The organism is Winogradskyella aquimaris, from assembly GCF_042676105.1.
Classification (GTDB): Bacteria; Bacteroidota; Bacteroidia; order Flavobacteriales; family Flavobacteriaceae; genus Winogradskyella; species Winogradskyella aquimaris.
Genome location: NZ_JBHTJQ010000016.1, coordinates 572557 through 594401 on the forward strand (window position 1 = coordinate 572557; position 21845 = coordinate 594401).

Genomic DNA, 21845 nt, shown 5'->3' on the forward strand with positions numbered 1-21845 from the left:
TCCTAAATTCGGAAAATTAAAATTTTCCACACAAAAAATTATGAAAGCAAAACTACATTTTGTTTTGTCATTATCCTTGTTTTTAACGGTATTTTCTGTGGTAGCGCAACAGAACTATTGGCAAAAAACAAATACAATTTTGAGCGGTAATGATGAAAGCCCAAGTCTTAATCCAAAATTTTACCAAACCTTTGAGCTAAATTTTGAAGAATTTAAAGCGAAGCTGTTAGGAGCCCCTTTACGATCTAGTGCTGATGCCACACAAACACGTGTTTACCTGCCTAATGCAAAAGGTGAATTGGAAGAATTTATGGTGGTTGAAACCCCTGTTTTATCAGAGGAATTAGCTGTCTTATATCCAAATATTAAGACCTATTTGGGATTTAGTTCTGATAATCCCGGTGTAAGAGCTCGTTTTAGTGTAACTCCTCAGGGGTTACAAACGATGATTACCTATCCGGATGAACCAATGAATTTTACTGTTCCTTTGAATAAAGGAGAACATACGTCATATATTGTATATAGTCGAGAAGTAAGAAGAGAGAATATAAAAGATTTTGTTTGTGTGACAGCAGAGGAATTTTTCCCAATAAATACGAATGATGTTGCCAATAGAGATGCCAATGATCAAATACTAAGAACATTTAGAATAGCAATTTCTACAACAGGAGAGTATACAAATTTCTGGGACGATGGTAACGCTGGTAACGGTAACGCCCAAGACGATGCTTTAGCGCAAGTTGTAGCAACCTTAAATAGATCTAATGAAGTTTTTGAGGTTGATATGGCAGTATCATTTACTTTGGTTAGTGGTACTGAAATTATTTATCCAAATGCAGCAACTGACCCTTACACAGGCTCCTTTAATTCGCAACTTCAGAGTACATTAAGCGCCAATATTGGTGAGGCTAATTATGATATAGGCCACTTATTTAATTTTGGTGGTAACAATGGTAACGCCGGTTGTATAGGTTGTGTATGTGTAGATGGCCAAAAAGGATCCGGTTTTTCATCACATTCCTTTCTAGATAATGATGGAGGTCCTTACATGAACGACTTTTTTGACATTGACTATGTACCACATGAAATAGGGCACCAAATGGGTGCAAACCATACTTGGTCTTTTAGTAGTGAAGGTACTGGTGTTAATGCAGAGCCTGGAAGTGGAACCACAATTATGGGATATGCCGGTATTACAGGAAGTAATGATGTGCAAGACCATTCAGATCCCTATTTTCATTACTATAGTATTTTACAGATTTTAAATAATCTAAATACCAGAACATGTTGGGTGGGTAGTGCAATTACAAATAATCCACCTAATGCCAACGCTGGTTTAGACTACACTATACCTAACGGAACGGCATTTGTATTGAGAGGTTCAGCAACAGATGCTGATGGTGGTGATATATTAACCTATACTTGGGAGCAGATTGATGACGGCGTAACAACATCAGGAAATTTTGGACCGAATAAAACATCTGGATCAGTCTGGAGATCGCGGCCACCAAGCACCTCTCCCGATCGTTACATGCCAATTTTAGAGCGTGTTGTTGCTGGCCAACTTACTGAGTCCAATCCTGTTGAAACTGTAAATAATTCGTCATGGGAAACTGTTTCTAATGTTGGAAGAACATTAAATTTTGCCCTTACAGTAAGAGATAGAAGTGAAGGGAACGGAGTTGGATTAACGCCTCAAAGTGATTATGATACTATGACCGTTACTGTAGATAACTCTGCAGGTCCGTTTGTAGTAACTTCTCAAACAACCAATGAAACTTGGGATGCAGGTTCAACCCAAACAGTAACATGGGATGTGGCGGGTACTGATACAGGTAATGTTAATACACCGACAGTTAATATTTTGTTGTCAACAGATGGAGGATTTACATTTCCTTTTGTTATGGCGAGCGATGTACCCAACGATGGTTCGCACGATGTCACTGTGCCCGTAACAGGTGGTGACTCCTCGTTTTTAAGGGTTAAAGTAGAAGGGAATAACAACATTTTCTATGCTATTAACTCAACAAACTTTTCACTTCAGGAATCTGAATTCGTCTTAAATGTAGATGAGACATCAGTAGATGTTTGTACACCTGATAATGCAGTATTTACCTTTGTATACAATACGTTTTTAGGCTTTGCAGACCCAACAACATTTAGTGCCACGGGCTTACCTGGCGGTGCAAATGTGACCTTTTCACCAACATCAGCAACTGCAGATGGGACCATGGTTACTGCAACAGTAACGGGAATAGGGTCTTTAGCATTAGGTAATTATCCATTTACGCTTGTCGGTACGTCGGGAACAATAACTAAAACAGCGAACGTTGAGTTTAATGTTTTTGATACAAATCTGTCAACGTTGAACCTATTAACCCCTACCAATGGTGCAACGGATGTCCCAGCAGATAATGCTGTTTTTACTTGGGATGCCGATACTAACGCGACAAGTTATGATATTGATGTGGCCACAGATGCAGCATTTTCAAATATTGTAGCTAGTGCTACAGTGAATAGTCCAACATTTACCGTAAATACTTTAAATACGGTAACAGAATATTTTTGGCGCGTAAGAGGTGTTAATGATTGTGGTCAAGGATCATATTCTCAAGCAAGTTTTACGACAGCGAATATTTCGTGCTCAGTGTTTAATTCGGTAGATACTCCATTAGGTATTCCTGATAGTAACTCCGCGGGTATAAATTCAGTTATCAATATCCCAACTACATCACTTATAACAGATGTTAATGTTACGGTTAATATTTCGCATACTTTTGACGGAGATTTAACATTAACTTTAATATCACCTGATGGTACAGAAGTAATCTTATCTCAAGAGAATGGTGGCAGTGGTGAAAATTATACAGGTACTGTATTTGATCAGGAAGCTACAGAATTAATTGGCAATGGGTCCCCTCCTTTTACAGGAACCTTTGTGCCTGAAGGAGATTTGAGTATATTATATGGATCATTTTCTGGTGGTGATTGGACTTTGAATGTTGCTGATAATGCATTTTTTGATACAGGATCAATAGAGAGTTGGACCCTTGAAATTTGTGGAATCCCACAAACTGATACAGATATGGATGGCATACCAGATAGCTCTGACAACTGTGTGAATACTCCAAATCCAGATCAAGCAGATTTAGATAACGATAACATAGGTGATGTTTGTGATGATGATATGGATGGTGATGGTATTTTAAATGGTGATGACAATTGCCCTATGACACCAAATGCAGATCAAGCAGATATTAATGGTAATGGGATAGGTGATGTTTGTGATGTTGAGTGCGAAAGCCTAACAGCTACAGATACACCTATAGCAATCAGTACAACAGGTGGGGTCACCTATACATCAAATATTGAGGTTGATTTTAATTTTGAGATTACGGATGTTAATGTCACTATTAATATTCCGCACACGTATACGGACGATTTAGATATTTCGTTAACGAGTCCATCTGGAACAACTGTTGAATTGAGTTCTGATAATGGAGGAAGTGCAAATGATTATATCGATACGGTTTTTGATAGTGATGCACCAAATCCAATCACAGGTGGGTCGGCTCCATTTACAGGAACATTTGCGCCAGAAGGCGACTTATCTGTTTTAAACGGAGAACTCTCGGCAGGAACCTGGACATTAACTGTTTTTGACGATGCAGGAGGTGACGGAGGAAGTATCGATGAGTTTACTTTGGAGCTTTGTGTTTTAGGGACACTTTCCACACAAGAGTTTACTTTAGATAACACATTTAGTTTATACCCTAACCCTAACCATGGTGAATTTAATGTTGCTTTGAGCAATCCATCTTCGGATAGAGTTATCATTCAACTTTATGACATTAATGGAAGAAGCATTTATACTAAGACGTTTAGCTCATCATATGACTTTAATGCGTCCATTAAATTAAACAATGTGCAATCAGGTGTTTATCTCATTAAAGTTATAGATGGGACTAACCATATGACGAGAAAATTAATTATTGATTAATAGTTTAATATCACATACTAAAAAAGACCGCAGTTGCGGTCTTTTTTATTTTCCGTTGAATTGATTCATGGTGTTGTTAATACCTGCCAATACGAAGGATTTGACCAGTTCTGCAGAAACTTTTAACCGTTCCTTTAACTTAGAGTTTTCTTCGTCACTCCATTCGCCAAGAACATAATCAACTTGTCTGCCTTTACTAAAATCGTCACTTATGCCAAATCTAAAACGATTGTACTTTGTTGTTTGTAGCTTGTCTTGTATGTCTTTTAGTCCATTATGGCCTCCATCACTCCCTTTAGTTTTAAGCCTTAACGTACCGAATGGTAAATTAAGGTCATCGGTAATTATCAGAAGATTTTGTAACGGGATTTTTTCTTTTTCCAACCAATATTTTACTGCCTTTCCACTTAAGTTCATGTATGTACTAGGCTTTAATAAAATTAAGGTGCGACCTTTTACTTTTAGGGTTGCAATATCACCGAGCTTTACGGTCTCAAAAGTTGATTCCTCTTCATTGACTAAGTAATCTACAATCTTAAAACCAATATTGTGCCTTGTATTATGATATTTTTCTCCAATATTTCCTAAACCAACAATTAAAAACTTTTTCATAAGATCACCTTCAGTTTCTTTAATAGTGTTATCAAACCCAAACCATTTTTTTAAGCATTTGAACATTACAGTTAGTTTGCGTAAAAATAAAAAAAGCATTCTGTAAGAGAATGCTTTTTTATATTAGAAAGTTTTGTTAACTATTCTTGAGCCTCTGCTGCTGGAGCATCAGTAGCTTCTGCTGAAGTTTCTCCTTCTTCTGTTTCATCTTCATCCTCATCATCAGCATCAACAATAGCAAGTCGGCTACGTCTTACCTGACAAACAACAATATTATCAGGATGCATAAATTTGTAGTCGTCATTAGCCAGCTCACTTATGTAAAGCTTAGTTCCGATTTTTAAAGGTGTAATATCTACTTCAATAAAATCTGGAAGCTTAGAAGGTATAGCTTTAACTCTTAATTTACGGTAAGGTATTCTTAAGTTACCACCGTTAAGAACTCCCTTGGAAACACCAACAGTTTTAACAGGGATTTCCATTGTAATTGCTCTATCCTCATAGATTTCATAAAAATCGATATGAAGGATTTTGTCAGTTACAGGATGAAACTGAATGTCTTGCATTACTGCATTGTAGGTGTCACCATTATCCAAGACAATCACAACTGTATGCGCATTTGCGGTATATACAAGTTTAGAGAATGCCAATTCTGGTGCAGAGAAATGCACTGGTTTGGCTTCCGCTCCGTATAATACGCAAGGAACCTGACCAGCATTACGTAAGGCTTTTGTTGACGTCTTGCCCACGCTTTCTCTTTGAGATCCGTTAATTGTAATTGATTTCATTATAAATTTTATTTATTAATATAAATTCCTCATTTTGAGGGCTGCAAATTTAAACATATAAAAGAAAAATACTAGCCTTTTTATACTATTTTTTGAAGTAAAGGGTTTTTCGCAACTAACATTTGTTGTTTTACTTCGAAAGACTGAATAAAATACGAGGGTAGAATTAAGATTCTACATTATAAATTTACTGCTGATAGACTTGTTGTGGTGCACATTATACATCACTTCAGCAAACAAATTAGCACAACTTAAAACTCTAAGTTTTTCACTTTCTTGTTTCAGAGGGATGGAATTGGTGACGATCAATTCTTCAAGTTTTGAGTTTTCTAGGCGTTCATAAGCACTTCCAGACAGAATGGGGTGTGTACAAATGGCTCTCACACTTTTGGCACCACGCTCCATCATTAGGTCTGCTGCTTTTGTTAATGTACCGGCAGTATCAACCATATCATCTACTAAAACTACATTTTTGCCAGTAACATCACCAATGAGCTCCATGTGAGAGATGACGTTAGCCTTTGCGCGCTGCTTGTAACAAATAACTACGTCGCTTTTTAAAGCCTTTGAGTAAGCATAAGCACGTTTTGATCCTCCCATATCCGGTGAGGCTATGGTTAGATTATCTAGATTTAAGCTTTTTAAGTATGGTAAAAATATGGTTGAAGCAAATAAATGGTCCACAGGTTTTTCGAAGAAACCTTGAATTTGGTCTGCATGTAAATCCATGGTAATGATGCGGGTTGCACCAGCAGCTTCTAACATTTTTGCTACTAATTTAGCTGCTATAGGTACTCTTGGCTTGTCTTTTCTATCCTGTCTTGCCCAACCAAAATAAGGCATCACCGCAGTAATATGGCGTGCAGAAGCACGTTTAGCAGCATCAATCATCAAGAGCATTTCCATTAAATTTTTTGGCCCTGGATGTGTAGAGCCAATTATGAAAATACGTGTTCCTCTAATGGATTCCTCATAAGAGGGCTGAAACTCACCATCACTGTAGGTTGAAGTAATGACGTTACCTAATTCAACTCCGTAAGCAGCAGCAATTTCTTCTGCTAATTCTTTGCTTTGAGAACATGTAAAAACCTTGGCTTCTGTAGTATTATTAGGCATTTGAGTACGTTGTTAAAAGGGTTGTTAGATGGATTAATTTGTACGGTCAAAGTTAGAAAAATTATTTACTCGCAAAAAGTATAAAACCCACTATTTTTAATTGGTTGACGAAAAATATTTTATATTTTTGCTGACCTAATTTGCTCAAGTGGCGGAATTGGTAGACGCGCTGGATTCAAAATCCAGTTCCTTCGGGAGTGTGGGTTCGATTCCCACCTTGAGTACTTCCCGGGACAAGTCAGAATTATTTGACTTGTCCCTTTTTTTATTCCCTTTTAAACCATTATTAATACTAGCAATTTTAAGAAGTATAGGATTTATATCTTCGGTTCGAACCTTGTTATTCTCAAATTGAAACTTTTCAGGGAAAATCGAACCCAAGAGTTGTCTTTTCTGATCTATATCGCTGATAGTAAATTGCTTATCGAAGGATTCAAGTTTTTGAAGGCCTTTTCTATAAATTTCTAACACTACTTTCGATTTTTCATATAATTGTTGGGCTTCCTTGAGTTCGTTTAGCCTCTTTTGATATCTACTTTTAGCATTTTGATATTCGCTAGAGCTGAACTCACCGTCTAAATATAGATCCTGTAATCGAATTAGTTTTTGCTCGACAGTCTGAATCTCCTGATAGTGTTTTGGACTGAGTCGTTTTGATTTTGTTTGCTGATTAAAACGATTTTGAATCATTTTAAAAAGTAATTTTTGAGCGTTATTATTAAGAGAAATATCACCAAGAAATACATTTATCCAATTCTTCACATCTTCTGCTTTATATCTCGTATTACATGGTTTGGCACAATGATAGTAGGAATAGTAATTACTTCTACCTTTTGAGGTACTCGCCTTAAGAGGTCTATGGCATGTTGGACAAATTACAAATCCTTTAAGTGGAAACTTCTCGTTTATTTTTTTATGAGTAACCTTATATTGTTTGGAGTTCGAGTTAATAAGCTCTTGAACCTTATCAAAGATAGATGCAGAAACCAAGGGTTCATGTATTCCACTGATCAACTGTTGAGGTTCATTTTGAAATGCTTTAAGTATGAGGACTCCTTTGTAAATTGGATTTCTAACGATTCTGCTAAAGGCAGCCTTACTGGTTTTAAATCCTTTCGCTTGTAATTTAGTGAGTACTTCTTTTTGTGTATAAAGCCCAGTGCTTAAAAGCTGAAATGCTTCTTTAATATATTTGGCATCAACATTTGGTACAAGAAGAGGTTTGTTTTGATTGTCTCTTCCCATATCATAACCTTTTGGAGGTGAAACAACATAACGACCTTCTTTAAAAGCGCGCCGCATTCCAGAGATAACATTTAAGGAGCGTCTGTGATTTTCAACCTCTGGCATGGATAAATATACAGCTAGCATTAAACCCTGTTCAGGAATAGATAAGTCTAATGGTTGTTCAATAGCATTGACTATGATCCCCAACTCATTAAAGTCCTTTATTTTATTGTAAGATTCTGTAGTGTTCCGAGAAAATCGATCCCATTTTGTAAACAGTAACCCATCAACTTCAGATTTGTTCTTTTTAACAAAACCAATCAATTTTTTGAATTCAGGACGATTGAAAGTTTTTGCCGAATGATCATCACGGAAGATAGAAATTACATTCATATTGTTGACTGAACAATAGTTGAGTAGTTTCTGCTCTTGATCTCTTAGGGAAAAGCCCTTATCGGCTTGCTCATCTGTGGAGACTCTAGTATAAAGGATCACATTTTTCATATTCTATTTAGGTCTTAATTTAGGTTCTGATATATCATATTTGCAAATACGTCTAAAAGCGACATAATTTCTCTAATTTCAGAATCGGTAAAGGGTTCATTCTTATTCTCATTTAAGAGCTGCTTTGCTTGTTGAAACAACTTTAAGTTTTGGTCCATCTCTATTGTGGATTAAACCAGGCTGTGTTTTCAGGGACTGATGGCGTTCTACGTTATATTTCATTTTAGTATTATTTATATTGCTCTTTTCTAATTAGTGTGATTTTATATTGATCGTTTGATCTAATATCTATTAATAGTTTAGAGCCTATTTTGATTTTATTAGTAATTATATATTCTGCGAGTTGTTCTCTGCTTTTATGATCTTCTGTAACCACAATAGGATTTATATGGGCCTTATCAAATGCAATTTCAACTACTTTAGGTTTTTTGAATACAACAATATCTCTTATCTGTTTCTCTACAGAAGAAAGGTAATGTAGGTCCTTAATCTTTTTATTATCAAATTCGAGTAATAGTATTCTGGATAGTATTGGCACAATAGGAATACAAACCATTGGCTTTTGTAAATAAACACTATTTAAATCTAAGGTTAAATTAATGGGGTTGTAATGAAACATATACTCATTAGTTTCAGGCACGTATAAGAAGTTATGCGGTAATTCTTTTCTATAGAAAGCTGATTTTACAATATCTGTAAACGGATTGATGATGGTTCTAAAATATTGCTGCATTAGTATTTCATTTTTTAACTGAGATCTAAGCTTGTCTATATGATGCTTAGGCAAGTTATTAGGGTTATCATTTATATGATATTGGAAAACCCGATCAGCATATTTTTGTTCTCTAGGGCGTTGCCATATTTGATAGGCTAGATCTTCTAGTTTATCAGAGGATACTTTAAAGTTATAAAGTTCATTAACTATTGACACCCAAACGGCCTGAGCGAGATTAAGTCTTATCCATTTAGCCTTAGGGGTACTTTTTTTACTAGAGTAGGATTCAAGTTTAAAATTACCTAAAGAATCAGCAGCTTGCTGAACAGGAACAAAAGGCACTATTTTTCCTCTAATCCAATTATTAATGTTTTTGGAGCTGACCTGTAGACGAGTTGGACTTATATTCCTTTCTTCAAATACAGCATTTCCAATTTCTTCAATGGTTTGAGTGGTCATAATTTTAAGATGCGATAAATTTGTTTTATCAAATATAATTAAAATATGAAAATAATGCTATATTTGTATACAAAAATAAGTCAAAAGATATATAAAAATTATAAACAACACATAAACAGATATATATAATTATAATAAGCAGGTATACTAGTAGTATATTGTTGGTATAAAATGGGTATACCCGATGTATATCGCTATTAAAAAGAAGGAATTATTATGGAAAACACCACAAGTAGAACTAAAAACGTCACATTGAGTTTCAAGACAACTACAGAAGAAAAAACGGCATTGCAACAAATTGCTATTGAAAAGCAAATTTCTAGATCAGAACTAATATCAAGTTTGGTCCATGCCTATAAGCATAGTTATGATTTTATAGGAAAGTCATCACCAAGGGAGGAAGAACTAAAATTGGAATTAGAGAAGACAAAGAAAGAAAATAGGAGACTCAAACTATCTATTGAAAATGCTACTCATAGGATCGAGATGGAAGAAAAGGCTAATCGAAAATATGCTAAAGAACAGATGAAGACGAATAAAACTATATTTGATTTACAAGAAGAATTGAAAACTTCAAATTCGGAAATCAGTAGATTAATGGAAACTTTAAATGCTAATCAACCTATTGAGAAAGAGAATGATGACTTTAATTTACTCTATGGTTCATTAGGTTCTTTAATTATTTCCGGACTAGCACTATTCTTTGCGCCTAAATTATTCAATGATTAAACCAATAAATCCATATAAAAATGCTTACAGAAACTTATCATTCTATTCTTATTTTCACATTCATTTCTTTACTAACATAGCAGCTTAGGCTATTTAGATTAAAAGAACCTATAGTTGATCACTGATTATCTATTATAGCAGCTTTGCCGTACGATATAGACTTTTCCCATTTATATACTTGAATTTGAATAAGCAGAAAGTTTGAATTTAAATGTTTGATCACCAGAATGTAGCAATTGAATATTATCACCTTTGCTATCGTGTAATTGTTTTTTTTGTTTTTCAGTTGTTGATTTATGAATCATCAAATGCTTATTATGATTTTTTTGAAATTTATATTTCACGTTAAGGTATCTTTCAATTTCATTGAGGGTAAAACAAATCCTATTGAAATTAAAATAACCGACCCAGATATAATAAAAGGATAATAAAAACCGGCAGCAACTAACCAGGTTCCTATAATTGGACCCAAAATCTGGCCAATGCTATTGGTAGAACTTTGTATGGAAATATTTCTACCAGTATTCTCTTGGGATATTAATGAGACCGCTGAAAGTAGGTTTGGTGTTACCATCGCACCACCCGCTGCGAAGACAACAATTAATCCGTACACTAAAAACTCGTTTTTGAAAAAAGGAAAGGCAATCAATGAAATTCCTGAAATGAGTAATCCTAAAATGATTTGCTTTTTAGCAGATAAAACCTTTTCCCCATAACTGGCAAAGACAGGCTGTAAAATTGCCATTACTGATCCACAAATCATGAAGCCGATACCGACTTGGTTACTATTAAATGCCAACTCGTCTTTACCATAAATGGAAAACACAGTTTCAAATAGTGTGACGACAAACTGCATCACAAAAGAAATCATTAAAATAATGATGAAGTATTTACTAAATGAAAACCGTAAGCTTCGTTTCTCTGTATTAAACTTAATTACTTTTGCTGTATTTTTTAACCATTTTGATATAATTAGTAAAACTATGAATCCTAACAGCGAAGCAAAAAGGAATGGTACTGAAAATCGGTCTAGATGCAGTAGTCCTAGGGAATATTCTAAATGTACATCTGTTTGAGATAGTAAACCTCCTATGACAGGACCAAAGATAACACCCGAGCTTATCGAAACTCCAGACCATGCCATTACTTTAGTTCGTCGTTTTTCGGATGTAATATCACTTAAATATGCATTGCTAACAGGAATAACTGAGGAAGTAAATATTCCACCAAAAATACGTGCAGCATATAGCATGGTCAAGGATGTAGCAAGACCTGTGAGTAATTGCATGATTACAAATCCAATCAAACCAATAATAATTATGGGTTTACGACCATATTTGTCCGATAGCTTTCCCCAAACCACTACGAATAGTAGCTGAAAAAAAGGATAGATGCTCGTGAGCAGACCAATGTGAAAGTTAATAAGGTCGGTGTCGAGATTGTCTTTTAGTGCTAATCTTTCGGTATAGTAGGGAAGGGTTGGCAATAAAATACCATAGCCCAACATAACTACAAATAAACTCAACAAGATTAAAGATATCCTGTTGAGTTTTTCTCTCTTATTCATTATTTTTTGCCGATTTTTCGTTTTAATAATTGTGCATTAATGGCTACTATAATCGTACTTAAACTCATAAATACCGCACCTACCGCAGGACCTAAAACAAAGCCCGAAGAATATAGAACACCGGCTGCTAACGGAATGGCTACGACATTGTAACCCGTGGCCCAGATTAGATTCTGAATCATTTTATTGTAGGTGGCCTTTCCAAATAAAATTAAGTTGGCAATGTCCTGAGGATTGCTGTTTACCAGAATAATATCAGCCGTTTCAGCAGCTACATCAGTACCAGAGCCTACAGCAATTCCTACATTAGCTTTTGCAAGGGCTGGTGCATCATTTACACCATCCCCCGTCATGGCTACAAACTCTCCTTTTATTTGTAGTTCTTCTACTATTTCTACTTTTTGGTGTGGTAATACTTCAGCGTAGTAACCATCTAAACCAAGTTTCTCACTTACGGCTTTAGCTGTTTTTTCATTGTCACCTGTTGCCATTAAGACTCTAATATTATTCTTTTTAAATATTTTGATAGCTTCAGCAGATTCTGGTCTTATTTCATCAGCAAGCGCAATATAACCTGCCAATTCGCCATCAATTAAAACAAATACCACAGTTTCCGCAGCATCACTATAGGCATCTTTTGGGATATCTATTTTTTCATCCCTTAAATAACCAGGACTTACTACCTTAACTTGCTTACCTTCTACAATGGCTTCTACACCTTTGCCTGTAATAGCATTAAAATTTTCTGGATTTGGAATTGCAACCTTATTTTCCTTAACTTTTTTGATAATCCCAACAGCTATTGGGTGTTCAGAACTTTGTTCCAATGCACTTGAAAGTCTTAAAATTTCTTCTGATGAATAAGACGGATGTACAGATTCTATTCTGGTAACACCAAAATCACCTTTGGTTAATGTTCCTGTTTTATCAAAAAGCAAAGCTGAAATTTTTCTGGATTCTTCAAACGCAGTTCTATTTCGGATAAGCAATCCATTTTGAGCAGATACTGCCGTAGAAATCGCAACCACCAATGGAATAGCAAGACCAAGTGCATGCGGACAGGCAATAACCATAACGGTAACCATTCTTTCTAAAGCATAAACAAACGGAAAGCCTAAAATCAACCATACTGCTAATGTTCCAAAACCAATAGCCAAAGCGATATAGGTTAACCATTTTGCAGCCCTATCTGAAAGGTTTTGCATCTTGGATTTGGTTTTTTGTGCTTCTTCAACCATTTTGATAACCTTGTTGAGATAGCTATCCTTTCCAGTATGTTCAACTTTTACTTTTAAGGTACTATTACCATTTACCGAACCACCAATAACCTTATCGTTTTCATCTTTTTTTACAGGTTTAGATTCACCTGTGAGCATAGATTCATTTAGGTAACTGGAACCGTCTACTATTATTCCGTCAGCCGGAACTTTTTCACCTGGTTTTACCAAAATCACATCATCCTTCAGTAAATCTTCGAGAGGGATGTCTTCTATGGTGTCGCCTTTTACCCTATGCGCTTCTGCAGGCATCATACTCACCAACAACTGTAAGGCTTTTGACGCACCTAACACACTTTTCATTTCTATCCAATGGCCAAGCAACATTATGGCTATAAGTGTTGATAGTTCCCAGAAAAAGTCTTCACCTCTTAAACCAAAAACGGTAGCAGTACTATAAAAATATGCTACAGAAATTGCCATAGAAATCAAAGTCATCATTCCTGGTGCACCTTTTTTGACTTCAGACCAAAACCCTTTTAAAAATGGCCAACCACCATAAAAATATACAACAGTGGAAAGTGCAAAAAGGATATATGGATTTCCTGGAAGTAAAAATTCATAACCAAAAAATTTCTGAATCATTGGCGAGAAAAACAATATGGGAATGGTAAGCACAAGTGTTACCCAAAACCGTTTTCTAAAGTCTGCAATCATCATTTTATGATGGTCGTGACCCATTTGACCGTGTCCCGGATTATGACCTGAATGGTCTCCATCTCCATGATTCATTTTAGAGTGGTCTTCTTTTTTGTGTTTCTTCTTTGAATGGTCCATTTTAGAATGGTCCATTTCTTCGTGATTGTGATGTTCGTGATTTTCCATTATTGTCTTGTTTAAGTGTTATCGTAATTTTTTTCTCATAGCTTCCGAAATGTTTTCGGCATAGACGCCATAGGCATCTACCAAAAGTCCTTTAATCCCATTTTTTGATGAAATAGCATAAAGCACACTGTTATCATCGGTACTGCTCATACCTTCAAAACGATGCATCTCGTCAACATTAAAATCTTCTGGGTGTATTTCAATTTTTAGTGAGGCACACTCCAAACATTCTGGTTTTAGGTTAAAATCGTATGTATAACCTTTTCGCTGTAAATCGTTTATTGCTTCTGAAAGGGTGTCGTAATTGTTCATTTTTATTTTATTTATAAGTCATTGTAAAATAACTATTATCTTCTTCTGTAAATTTCTGAAAGGTCAATAAACCATTCCCGTTTAATTTTTCGTTAACGGTATAGTTGAGTTGCTTAATGCGAATGCCCCAAGCATAAGCCTTAATATTTATTTTTGAATTAATGTTGGTTTTGTTGTCCTTCAATGTTCGGTCGTAAATCTTTATGATGCTTTTTGAACCAAAAAAATCCAGCAGTCCTGAATCAAAAGTCATTTCCAATTCTATATCTTCAAGATTGTCCAAATCGTAGAGGTCTTTAAATTTTTTAGAGGTGGTATTAATTTCGGTCTCCTTTGATTTTGGGTTTGAAAAAGGAAAAGCCATTACCATTATACTCGCTTCATCAGGTTTACAGCGATAGGTTGTGGTGTATTTATCGGTCGATTTTTTGTCACGATCAAACAATTCCGTAACCACCTCAATTTCATAGTATCCATTTTTCTTTATTGTTTCACCAGCTTCAAAAGTTTGTTTGTTTAGAAAAGAGCCTTCTTCATCAAAATTTTCTCGAACAACAACTCTACCCGAAATCTGCCCAATAAGCATTTCAGTTTGTCCAGTCATTGTGATACTGAATAAAGTGATTAGTACTATGAAGCCTTGTTTTCTCATATGTGATGCATTAATTTTTTTACCTCTTTCGCCATAATATCACTCAAATCTATTCCATTTGAAGAATGTGGGATGGTATTGCACGTCACTATTTTTTCCACTCCGGAATCCAATAAATCTTGATAGGCATTTCCTGAAAAAACGGCGTGAATACCGACGCAAATAGGTGGTTTCATTCCTGCCTTTTTAAGATGTTGTACGGTTTCAATCATTGTTCGGGCTGTGGAAATAATATCATCTACCAAAATGGGTGTAGCATCTTTATAGATATCCACATCGGGAACAGAGACTTCTACATCACGGTCACCGTGACGCACCTTTTGTAATACTGTAAATGGTGCTCCTGCATTTTTGGCGACTTCTGAAACCCATTGTTCACTTTCAGAATCGGGACCGATAAGTACTGGGTTTTCGATGTTTTCTTTTATCCATTCTGAAATGGCATCGGCAGCGTGAATCACTTTATTTGGAATTTGATACACTTCTCCCAACGAACTAATTCTGTGCAAGTGAGGGTCAACCGTGGTAATGCTATCGGCAAAACCTGAAATCAATTTTCCAAAGAAACCAGAAGTTACCCCTTCGCCTTCATTAAATACTTTGTCCTGCCTCATATATGCCAAATAGGGCGCTACCAAACAGGTGCACATTGCCCCTAATGATTTGGCAGTATGACTTAAAAAATAAAGGGGCAATAGTTTTTCGTCTGGTTCGTGCAAGGTGCATACCAGTACAACACATTTGTCTTTAACATCAGATAAGATACGTGTATAGGATTCCCCATCAGGGAATTTACGCAAAGTGGCTTTGCCCACTTCAGCATCCATTTTTGTAGCCATTAGTTCTGTGAGTTTTTCGTTTCCGGGAAGACTGAATAATATTGTTTTCATAGTTTTTTAAATTATAGTTATGATGTCATTATGGTTGTTTTTATATTCCAGAGCATAGTTGAGTTCGCCTTTGGATTCAGCATATATGGTATATAACAATTGGTCTATTTCGATTTTTTCATTTAAATGGACATTCAAAAGAATCCCTGCCGATTTAGATTGTGGTGCTCCAGAAAGCTTGGCAAGTTTTGCGATTTTTCGGTTATCAATTCGTTGCAAAACGCCTGACTTTTCAGCTTTAATTTCCATTTTATAAGGTGCTAAAACTGGTTTTGAAAATTGACCTTGCGCCTTACAAATGGCTATGAATTTTTCATATGCTTTTCCAGATTTGAGAATTTTATGTGCGGTTTCCAGTCCCTTCCCTTTTTCTACTTTTCCAGAAAGTTCTAATAGTTCAGTAGCTAAAAGCAACGCTCTTTCTGTTAAGTCTTTAGGTGCATCTTCCTCATTTTTCAAAACTTTTAATATATCTATGGCTTCTAATGTTGGACCGATACCCCTTCCAACCGGCTGCGTACCATCCGTAACTACAACTTTTACATTCAACCCTACAGCAGTTCCAACAGTTTCCATATGATTTTTTAGTTTTTCTGCCATTTCGGTACTGCGAACCTTGGCGGTTTCTCCCACGGGAATATCAATGACCACGTGAGTAGAACCAGCTGCTGCCTTTTTAGAGAGTACTGAAGCAATGAGCTGCCCTTCGCTATCAATATCCAAGGCTTTTTCAATTTTAATGAGCACATCATCGGCAGGACTTAACTGCGCTGTACCGCCCCAAACAAAACATCCGCCTTCTTTTTCTACTACGGTCTTTATTTCCTCGGAAGAGAGCGTAACATTGGTCAGTACTTCCATTGTATCTGCTGTGCCTGCTGGTGAAGTGATTGCCCGTGAGGATGTTTTTGGCATAGTAAGCCCATACGCGGCAACAATGGCAACTACCAATGGTGTTGTCCTATTGCCAGGCAATCCGCCAATACAATGTTTGTCCACCACGATATCCTTGTTCCAGTTCAGTTGCTTTCCGGAAGCAATCATTGCTTTCGTTAGGTCGGATATTTCATCAATATCCATTCGGTCGCCAGCACAGGCAGTAATAAATGCCGAAAGGTGGATGTTGGAATAATCGCCTTCAACGATATCGGTTATGATGTTGTTATATGCCTTGTAATCCAGCTTTTGATTGTAGATTTTTGCCCTAACGTGGCTTAAGGATTCAATAGGCTCTAAATGGGAAACATATAATGTATCATTTGGGGAAACATTCAGTTTTTTCGCAGCAGCATCTGATAGTCCGATTTCATTAGGCAACAGAATATCAGAATTCAGGACATTAAGACTTGCTACAATTGATGTATTTGCATTGGATATCCTTATTCGGGTAAGTGCCTCAAACCCTTCAGAAATACAAACGTGGCAATCTTCACGCATATACACTACATTTTCGTTTTGGGTATAGATTCCGAGATGTTTATATTTTAATATGTTTGAGTGTGTGTCCATATTTTATTGATTGTTGTGATTTATTCTATTACTTCGATGGTTTATAATTGCGGAATTTCTGCATCCCATCCATAGGTTTGCTTGATGCCTTTTTGTAATGCCTCTGCACTCTCTTTTTCACCGTGTACAATGAAAATACGTTCGGGTTTGTTTTTTATATTATCTATCCAATCCATAAGCTCTGCGTGGTCTGCGTGTGCCGAAAGCCCTTCAATTTCTGCTACTTGCATTTTAAACGGCACCCATTTTCCATATACTTTTAGTTCTTTTTCACCTTCCAATAATTTTCTGCCACGAGTGCCTTCAGCTTGATAGCCTACAAAAAGCAAGGTATTATTTGGATTTTGAGCCTGTGTTTCGAGATAGTTTAGCATTCTTCCGCCTGTGAGCATTCCGCTTCCTGCAATCACAATTTTTGGCTTGTTGTCTGTTCTTAATTCCATTGTTTCCCGATAACTGCTAACAACTGTAAAGTGAAAGCACATTTCGTCACATTCGTTGTCTTCCAATCTGTGCCAATCCCGAGTTCTATGAAACAGTTCCAATACGTTGGCACCCATTGGACTATCCATAATCATTTTTACTTTGGGGATTTTGTTCTCCTTGAGTAACCTCCAAAAAATAAGCATCATCAATTGGGCACGTTCTACCGAAAAACTGGGGATAAATAGACTGCCGCCTCGATTTATGGTGTCGTTGACTAATTTTTCAATCTGCGGAATGGCTTCCACTTCATCAGGATGAAACCTTCCTCCGTATGTTGATTCTATAAATAGGACATCCGCCTTTTTTGGTTTTAAGGGTGGAAAAAGCAGTAAATCGTTTGTTCTGCCTATATCACCTGAAAACACAAAACGTTTCCCGCGTATATCTAACTCAATGTGTGTAGCACCAAGGATGTGTCCATTGTATTGAAACCTCGCCTTTACATCTTTGAGAATGGGTAGCCATTGCGAGGGTGGTACTCCTTTGAAGTAAGGGATTGTTTTTTCTACATCTTTTAAATCGTAAAGTGGTTCCGCAGGACTGTGTTTGGAATAGCCTTCTTTATTGGCACGTTCGGCTTCTTGTTCTTGTATTTTGGCACTATCATTCAATATGATTTTTGCTATATCCAAGGTGGGATTGGTACCATAGATGGGCCCTTTGAAACCTTGCTTTACCAATCTTGGCAAATATCCTGTATGGTCCATATGACCGTGAGTAAGTAAAACAGCATCAATATCAGCAACATTGACAGGTGGGTACTCCCAGTTTTTAAGGCGCAATTCTTTCAATCCCTGAAAAAGACCGCAGTCTATCAGTATCTTTCTATCTCCTGTATCTACCAGATATTTTGAACCGGTTACTGTGCCTGCCGCTCCTAAAAAATGGATGTTTATTTTGTTATTTTTCATTGCTTATTGTATGTGTGGGTTTTGCATAATTCACTTGAATCTATGAGGATATTTTTATGTCGGGATTTAGGTACTCCTATTTTTTCCAACAACTTCGGACTTTCGTGAAGCTCTTTACAGAGTACGATGCCTTCATCCAATAATTTTGTTTTTTCAGCTCTGGTCAAAGTAGTCAAAGCTGTTAGGGGATGTAGGCCAGATTGGTCTATTCTATCTTTGAGACCATTTTCTCTTGGATAATCCCAACTTACGAGACCTAATCCCATACATGTTCCATATTGAATAGCATCGGTTGTAAGTCTTGTATTTGTATATACCCATCCTTGATGAAACTTCATTTGATGACCAGGTTGCTTTTGCCATTGTTTCTCTACGTCCAGAAACCTGGACTGTATGTAAAGTGGAATTTTTACGTTGCAAGTTCTACCTTGGTCACTGTGATATTTACATTCAATCATGTAGTGTTTGTTGTCCTTTAAAGCCGCTACATCTACTTCATGTTGTACACAATGTCCTTGCACAATGACACCAACTTCTGCTTGAAAGCCTTCTTGCTCCAGAATTTTGCCGACAAATTTTTCAAATGGAAAGCCCGTGGGTCCAAGTTCCATAATTGCTTTCTTCAGTTTGTATCTCGATGCACTGACTCTTGATTTACCCTTTAACATTTTGAAAGCCATTTGATAGATTTTTTTTGTGGTAATTCCATCGTAAATGACTTTTTCAGTTTCTTTTACAATTTGCTCAATCACAGTTTTTTTTGCTCCAGCTCTCTGCAAGGAACTGATTAACTTTTCAACTTGAAAAGGGGCTTTATCCCCACTTGCTTTTATAATGGTTATGCTATTCATTGATATGTATTTTTTTGATGTTTGCTAAGGCAAAAACGATAAGGAAAAAGCTTAAAAATATTTCGAGCATAACAACAAACTTGGCAATTTCGGAGACTGGTGTAATATCACCATATCCAACTGTAGAAAACGTTATAACACTGAAGTAAAAGAAATGGTATAGGTTGTATATGTATGAATTTGAATAATCAGGAACACCTTCAAATGTTGTATGACTAAACTGAAAAAGACAGGTGTAATCAGTCGCAAAAGAAAAAATACTAATGATTAGTATTAATCCAAACACCCAAAGTAATCGCTCTAATGAATGGCAAATTTTCATAAGTTGTGAAAGCTGCTTCAAAGTAGTTGTGGTAATCACAATGGTTTTTGTTAATGCAGCAACCGCAATGATGATGTGAAATGGCAAAGTGCTGTGGTCAATCATTGACATCAGAATAACATACAACAAGGCTATTCCTAGAATTGTGATTATTGGTAAAGCCGTTCTCCCAAAGAGTAATCGATAAAATGGTTTTTCCTGAATATGTTTTAAGCTATCTGACATATGGATATGTATTTTTTAAATATGTATAGTCATTACAGGTAGTGTAGAATGATTTGTGACCCCTTCAGCGATACTTTTTGAAAATAAGTTCAGAAAGCCAGTCTTTCCGTGGGTGCTCATTGCAAGTAAATCTGCTGGCTGATGTTTTAAAAAAGTATTAATACCTGCCTCTACAGAAGACTCGTTATGGACGCTCATTGAGAAATTCTTCAGATTGGGAAATTTTTCGAGAAATTCTTTGACAGGGTTCAATCCAAGCTCTATGCTATTAAAGTCGGTTTCTGTGTTTATTCGCAATAAGTGGATTTTAGCATCGCATTTTTCGGCTATGGATAAGACTTCCTGAAATGGATAAGTGACATCCTCTTCAAAAGAAGAAACAAATAGAATATCCTTAAAGGGAAACGTTACGTTCTCTTCTTTGACAACGATAATGGGCGCATTGGCTTTTCGAACTATCTTTTCAACATTGCTTCCTGTTATTTCCCTAATAACACCTTTGGTGCCACTGCTGCCAGTAATGATGAAATCGTGATGAAAATGACCAGAATGTTCTAAAATATCTTTCTGTCCGGAATCAAACTGAAGAAAGGTTCTACACTTAAGTCCTTGGCGTTCTGCCATTCTTTCCAGTTCGCGTAACTTGGATTTGGCAACACCTATTTCCTTTAAAGTTTTGGGATACCTTTTTTCCTTTAGTTTATCTAGTTCGACCCAATCAACGGGTGTTGTCATTAAGTGCAAAAAATGTATCTCTGCATTGTATAGTTTGGCCATTTTGATGCCAAGATTTGCCGCTTTTGTGCAGTTTTCAGAGAAATCGGTAGGTACGAGTATATTTTCCATTTTTAAATTTTTTAATTATTTAAACTAATTGACAGATATCTCATTTCCAGAGAGAACTGCTTTATCAAAACAGTCCAAATTATATATGGTTGTTTCGGCAATATTTGTTAATGCTGTTTTGGTTAAGAAAGCCTGGTGGCTGGTAATCAAAACATTGGGGAATGTCATTAAGCGTGCGATAACATCGTCTTGTAAAATATCTTCGGAATGGTCTTCAAAAAACAGCCCTTCTTCTTCCTCATACACATCAATGCCGAAATACCCAATCTTACCAGATTTTAATCCTTCAATAACCGCCATGGTGTCCACAAGACCACCTCGGCTGGTGTTAATGAGCATAACTCCTTCTTTCATTAAAGCGATATTTTCTTTATCTATTAAGTGCTGAGTTGATGGTGTCAATGGAACGTGCAGGCTAATTATATCTGCTTGCTCACAGATAGTGGTACAGTTGGTATAAATGACATCATATGAATCTATCAGATTCTTATCTTCAGCAACATCGTGAGCTAATACTTTACAGCCCAAACCATGAAGTATTTTTACGAGTACTGCACCTATTTTTCCTGTTCCAATAACACCTACTGTTTTACCATTTAGGTCGAATCCTGTAAGTCCGTTCAGTGAAAAATTTTGTTCTCGAACTCTATTATGTGCTCTAATTATTTTTCGGTTTAGGGCTAAGATGAGTGCCAGAGTGTGTTCTGCAATAGCGTATGGTGAATAAGCAGGAACACGAGCCACTTTCATATTCATTTCAGCTACTTTTTCTAAATCAACGTGATTGAACCCTGCTGAACGCAGAGCGATATACTTAACACCAACCGCACTTAATTTTTCAAGGATATGCGCTGAGGCATCATCACCTGTAAATAGGCTAACGGCTTCAGAGCCTGTTGCGAGAATAGCTGTTTCTTTGGTCAAACGACTTTCCAATAGTTTTAATTGGTGTTTGTCATTATTTGCTTTTACCAGATATGGTTCTTCAAATTTATGTGTGCTGAATACTGTTGTTTTCATTA

Annotated in this window: 17 protein-coding genes, 1 tRNA gene and 1 pseudogene; 3 read left to right on the top strand and 16 right to left on the bottom strand. The window is 36.3% G+C overall.

Annotated features, from left to right (window positions below):
• The first annotated feature begins 40 nt into the window (after window positions 1-40).
• A complete protein-coding gene (locus ACFQ1K_RS12540) occupies window positions 41-4000 on the top strand; it encodes a reprolysin-like metallopeptidase (RefSeq protein ID WP_320554404.1) in 3960 nt (1319 codons plus the stop codon).
• Between the two features lie 45 nt (window positions 4001-4045).
• Here the strand turns inward: ACFQ1K_RS12540 and pth are convergent, their stop codons facing one another.
• From pth to ACFQ1K_RS12555, 3 genes are all read right to left on the bottom strand, one after another.
• Window positions 4046-4678, bottom strand: coding sequence for an aminoacyl-tRNA hydrolase (gene pth, locus ACFQ1K_RS12545; protein ID WP_320554403.1), 633 nt, complete (start codon window positions 4676-4678; stop codon window positions 4046-4048).
• 74 nt (window positions 4679-4752) lie between these two features.
• A complete protein-coding gene (locus ACFQ1K_RS12550) occupies window positions 4753-5400 on the bottom strand; it encodes a 50S ribosomal protein L25/general stress protein Ctc (protein WP_320554402.1) in 648 nt (215 codons plus the stop codon).
• 174 nt (window positions 5401-5574) lie between these two features.
• Window positions 5575-6516 carry a ribose-phosphate pyrophosphokinase gene (locus ACFQ1K_RS12555; RefSeq protein ID WP_320554401.1) on the bottom strand — a complete coding sequence of 314 codons (942 nt, stop codon included), beginning with the start codon at window positions 6514-6516 and terminating at the stop codon, window positions 5575-5577.
• Between the two features lie 142 nt (window positions 6517-6658).
• Between ACFQ1K_RS12555 and ACFQ1K_RS12560 the strand changes: the two genes are divergently transcribed.
• Window positions 6659-6740, top strand: a tRNA-Leu gene (locus ACFQ1K_RS12560).
• A 730-nt stretch (window positions 6741-7470) separates the two neighbouring features.
• On the opposite strand, the pseudogene ACFQ1K_RS12565 reads toward ACFQ1K_RS12560, so the two are convergent.
• Both ACFQ1K_RS12565 and ACFQ1K_RS12570 read right to left on the bottom strand, forming a co-directional pair.
• Window positions 7471-8247 (bottom strand): annotated as a pseudogene (locus tag ACFQ1K_RS12565) (recombinase family protein); the annotation flags it as partial.
• A gap of 229 nt (window positions 8248-8476) precedes the next feature.
• Complete coding sequence (locus ACFQ1K_RS12570; RefSeq protein WP_320554400.1) at window positions 8477-9421, bottom strand: hypothetical protein; 945 nt, start codon at window positions 9419-9421, stop codon at window positions 8477-8479.
• Between the two features lie 216 nt (window positions 9422-9637).
• On the opposite strand from ACFQ1K_RS12570, the gene ACFQ1K_RS12575 reads away from it, so the two are divergent.
• Window positions 9638-10150 (top strand): hypothetical protein, encoded by a 513-nt coding sequence (locus ACFQ1K_RS12575; RefSeq protein ID WP_320554399.1) that lies wholly within the window; start codon window positions 9638-9640, stop codon window positions 10148-10150.
• A 340-nt stretch (window positions 10151-10490) separates the two neighbouring features.
• Here the strand turns inward: ACFQ1K_RS12575 and ACFQ1K_RS12580 are convergent, their stop codons facing one another.
• The 11 genes from ACFQ1K_RS12580 to ACFQ1K_RS12630 are packed head-to-tail and all read right to left on the bottom strand — an operon-like array spanning window position 10491 to window position 21843.
• Window positions 10491-11717, bottom strand: a complete 1227-nt coding sequence (locus tag ACFQ1K_RS12580) for an MFS transporter (protein WP_320554398.1) — start codon at window positions 11715-11717, stop codon at window positions 10491-10493.
• Window positions 11717-13819: a copper-translocating P-type ATPase gene (locus ACFQ1K_RS12585; protein WP_320554397.1), complete on the bottom strand. Its 2103-nt coding sequence runs from the start codon at window positions 13817-13819 to the stop codon at window positions 11717-11719. The genes ACFQ1K_RS12580 and ACFQ1K_RS12585 overlap by 1 nt, the downstream gene beginning before the upstream one ends.
• A gap of 18 nt (window positions 13820-13837) precedes the next feature.
• Complete coding sequence (locus ACFQ1K_RS12590) at window positions 13838-14131, bottom strand: hypothetical protein (RefSeq protein ID WP_015266947.1); 294 nt, start codon at window positions 14129-14131, stop codon at window positions 13838-13840.
• 7 nt (window positions 14132-14138) lie between these two features.
• A complete protein-coding gene (locus ACFQ1K_RS12595; protein WP_320554396.1) occupies window positions 14139-14783 on the bottom strand; it encodes a hypothetical protein in 645 nt (214 codons plus the stop codon).
• A complete protein-coding gene (locus ACFQ1K_RS12600; protein WP_241552016.1) occupies window positions 14780-15673 on the bottom strand; it encodes a ribose-phosphate pyrophosphokinase in 894 nt (297 codons plus the stop codon). The genes ACFQ1K_RS12595 and ACFQ1K_RS12600 overlap by 4 nt, the downstream gene beginning before the upstream one ends.
• A gap of 6 nt (window positions 15674-15679) precedes the next feature.
• Complete coding sequence (locus tag ACFQ1K_RS12605) at window positions 15680-17182, bottom strand: thymidine phosphorylase family protein (RefSeq protein WP_320554395.1); 1503 nt, start codon at window positions 17180-17182, stop codon at window positions 15680-15682.
• 41 nt (window positions 17183-17223) lie between these two features.
• Entirely contained in the window at window positions 17224-18579 is a 1356-nt protein-coding gene (locus tag ACFQ1K_RS12610; RefSeq protein WP_320554394.1) for an MBL fold metallo-hydrolase, read from the bottom strand.
• The gene (locus ACFQ1K_RS12615; RefSeq protein ID WP_320554393.1) at window positions 18576-19430 is read right to left on the bottom strand and encodes an ATP cone domain-containing protein; all 855 of its coding nucleotides are present in this window, start codon (window positions 19428-19430) and stop codon (window positions 18576-18578) included. Before ACFQ1K_RS12615 ends, ACFQ1K_RS12610 begins: the two co-directional genes overlap by 4 nt.
• On the bottom strand, window positions 19423-19977 hold the full coding sequence (locus tag ACFQ1K_RS12620; RefSeq protein ID WP_320554392.1) for an ion channel: 555 nt from the start codon (window positions 19975-19977) through the stop codon (window positions 19423-19425). Before ACFQ1K_RS12620 ends, ACFQ1K_RS12615 begins: the two co-directional genes overlap by 8 nt.
• Window positions 19978-19992: 15 nt before the next feature.
• On the bottom strand, window positions 19993-20823 hold the full coding sequence (locus ACFQ1K_RS12625) for a universal stress protein (protein WP_320554391.1): 831 nt from the start codon (window positions 20821-20823) through the stop codon (window positions 19993-19995).
• A 24-nt stretch (window positions 20824-20847) separates the two neighbouring features.
• The gene (locus ACFQ1K_RS12630) at window positions 20848-21843 is read right to left on the bottom strand and encodes a 2-hydroxyacid dehydrogenase (protein ID WP_320554390.1); all 996 of its coding nucleotides are present in this window, start codon (window positions 21841-21843) and stop codon (window positions 20848-20850) included.
• Between the last annotated feature and the right edge of the window lie 2 nt (window positions 21844-21845).

Coding starts and splice junctions, on each gene's coding strand:
- ACFQ1K_RS12540 (WP_320554404.1), top strand. CDS start 41: ATGAAAGCAAAACTACATTTTGTTTTGTCATTATCCTTGTTTTTAACG.
- pth (WP_320554403.1), bottom strand. CDS start 4,678: ATGTTCAAATGCTTAAAAAAATGGTTTGGGTTTGATAACACTATTAAA.
- ACFQ1K_RS12550 (WP_320554402.1), bottom strand. CDS start 5,400: ATGAAATCAATTACAATTAACGGATCTCAAAGAGAAAGCGTGGGCAAG.
- ACFQ1K_RS12555 (WP_320554401.1), bottom strand. CDS start 6,516: ATGCCTAATAATACTACAGAAGCCAAGGTTTTTACATGTTCTCAAAGC.
- ACFQ1K_RS12570 (WP_320554400.1), bottom strand. CDS start 9,421: ATGACCACTCAAACCATTGAAGAAATTGGAAATGCTGTATTTGAAGAA.
- ACFQ1K_RS12575 (WP_320554399.1), top strand. CDS start 9,638: ATGGAAAACACCACAAGTAGAACTAAAAACGTCACATTGAGTTTCAAG.
- ACFQ1K_RS12580 (WP_320554398.1), bottom strand. CDS start 11,717: ATGAATAAGAGAGAAAAACTCAACAGGATATCTTTAATCTTGTTGAGT.
- ACFQ1K_RS12585 (WP_320554397.1), bottom strand. CDS start 13,819: ATGGAAAATCACGAACATCACAATCACGAAGAAATGGACCATTCTAAA.
- ACFQ1K_RS12590 (WP_015266947.1), bottom strand. CDS start 14,131: ATGAACAATTACGACACCCTTTCAGAAGCAATAAACGATTTACAGCGA.
- ACFQ1K_RS12595 (WP_320554396.1), bottom strand. CDS start 14,783: ATGAGAAAACAAGGCTTCATAGTACTAATCACTTTATTCAGTATCACA.
- ACFQ1K_RS12600 (WP_241552016.1), bottom strand. CDS start 15,673: ATGAAAACAATATTATTCAGTCTTCCCGGAAACGAAAAACTCACAGAA.
- ACFQ1K_RS12605 (WP_320554395.1), bottom strand. CDS start 17,182: ATGGACACACACTCAAACATATTAAAATATAAACATCTCGGAATCTAT.
- ACFQ1K_RS12610 (WP_320554394.1), bottom strand. CDS start 18,579: ATGAAAAATAACAAAATAAACATCCATTTTTTAGGAGCGGCAGGCACA.
- ACFQ1K_RS12615 (WP_320554393.1), bottom strand. CDS start 19,430: ATGAATAGCATAACCATTATAAAAGCAAGTGGGGATAAAGCCCCTTTT.
- ACFQ1K_RS12620 (WP_320554392.1), bottom strand. CDS start 19,977: ATGTCAGATAGCTTAAAACATATTCAGGAAAAACCATTTTATCGATTA.
- ACFQ1K_RS12625 (WP_320554391.1), bottom strand. CDS start 20,823: ATGGAAAATATACTCGTACCTACCGATTTCTCTGAAAACTGCACAAAA.
- ACFQ1K_RS12630 (WP_320554390.1), bottom strand. CDS start 21,843: ATGAAAACAACAGTATTCAGCACACATAAATTTGAAGAACCATATCTG.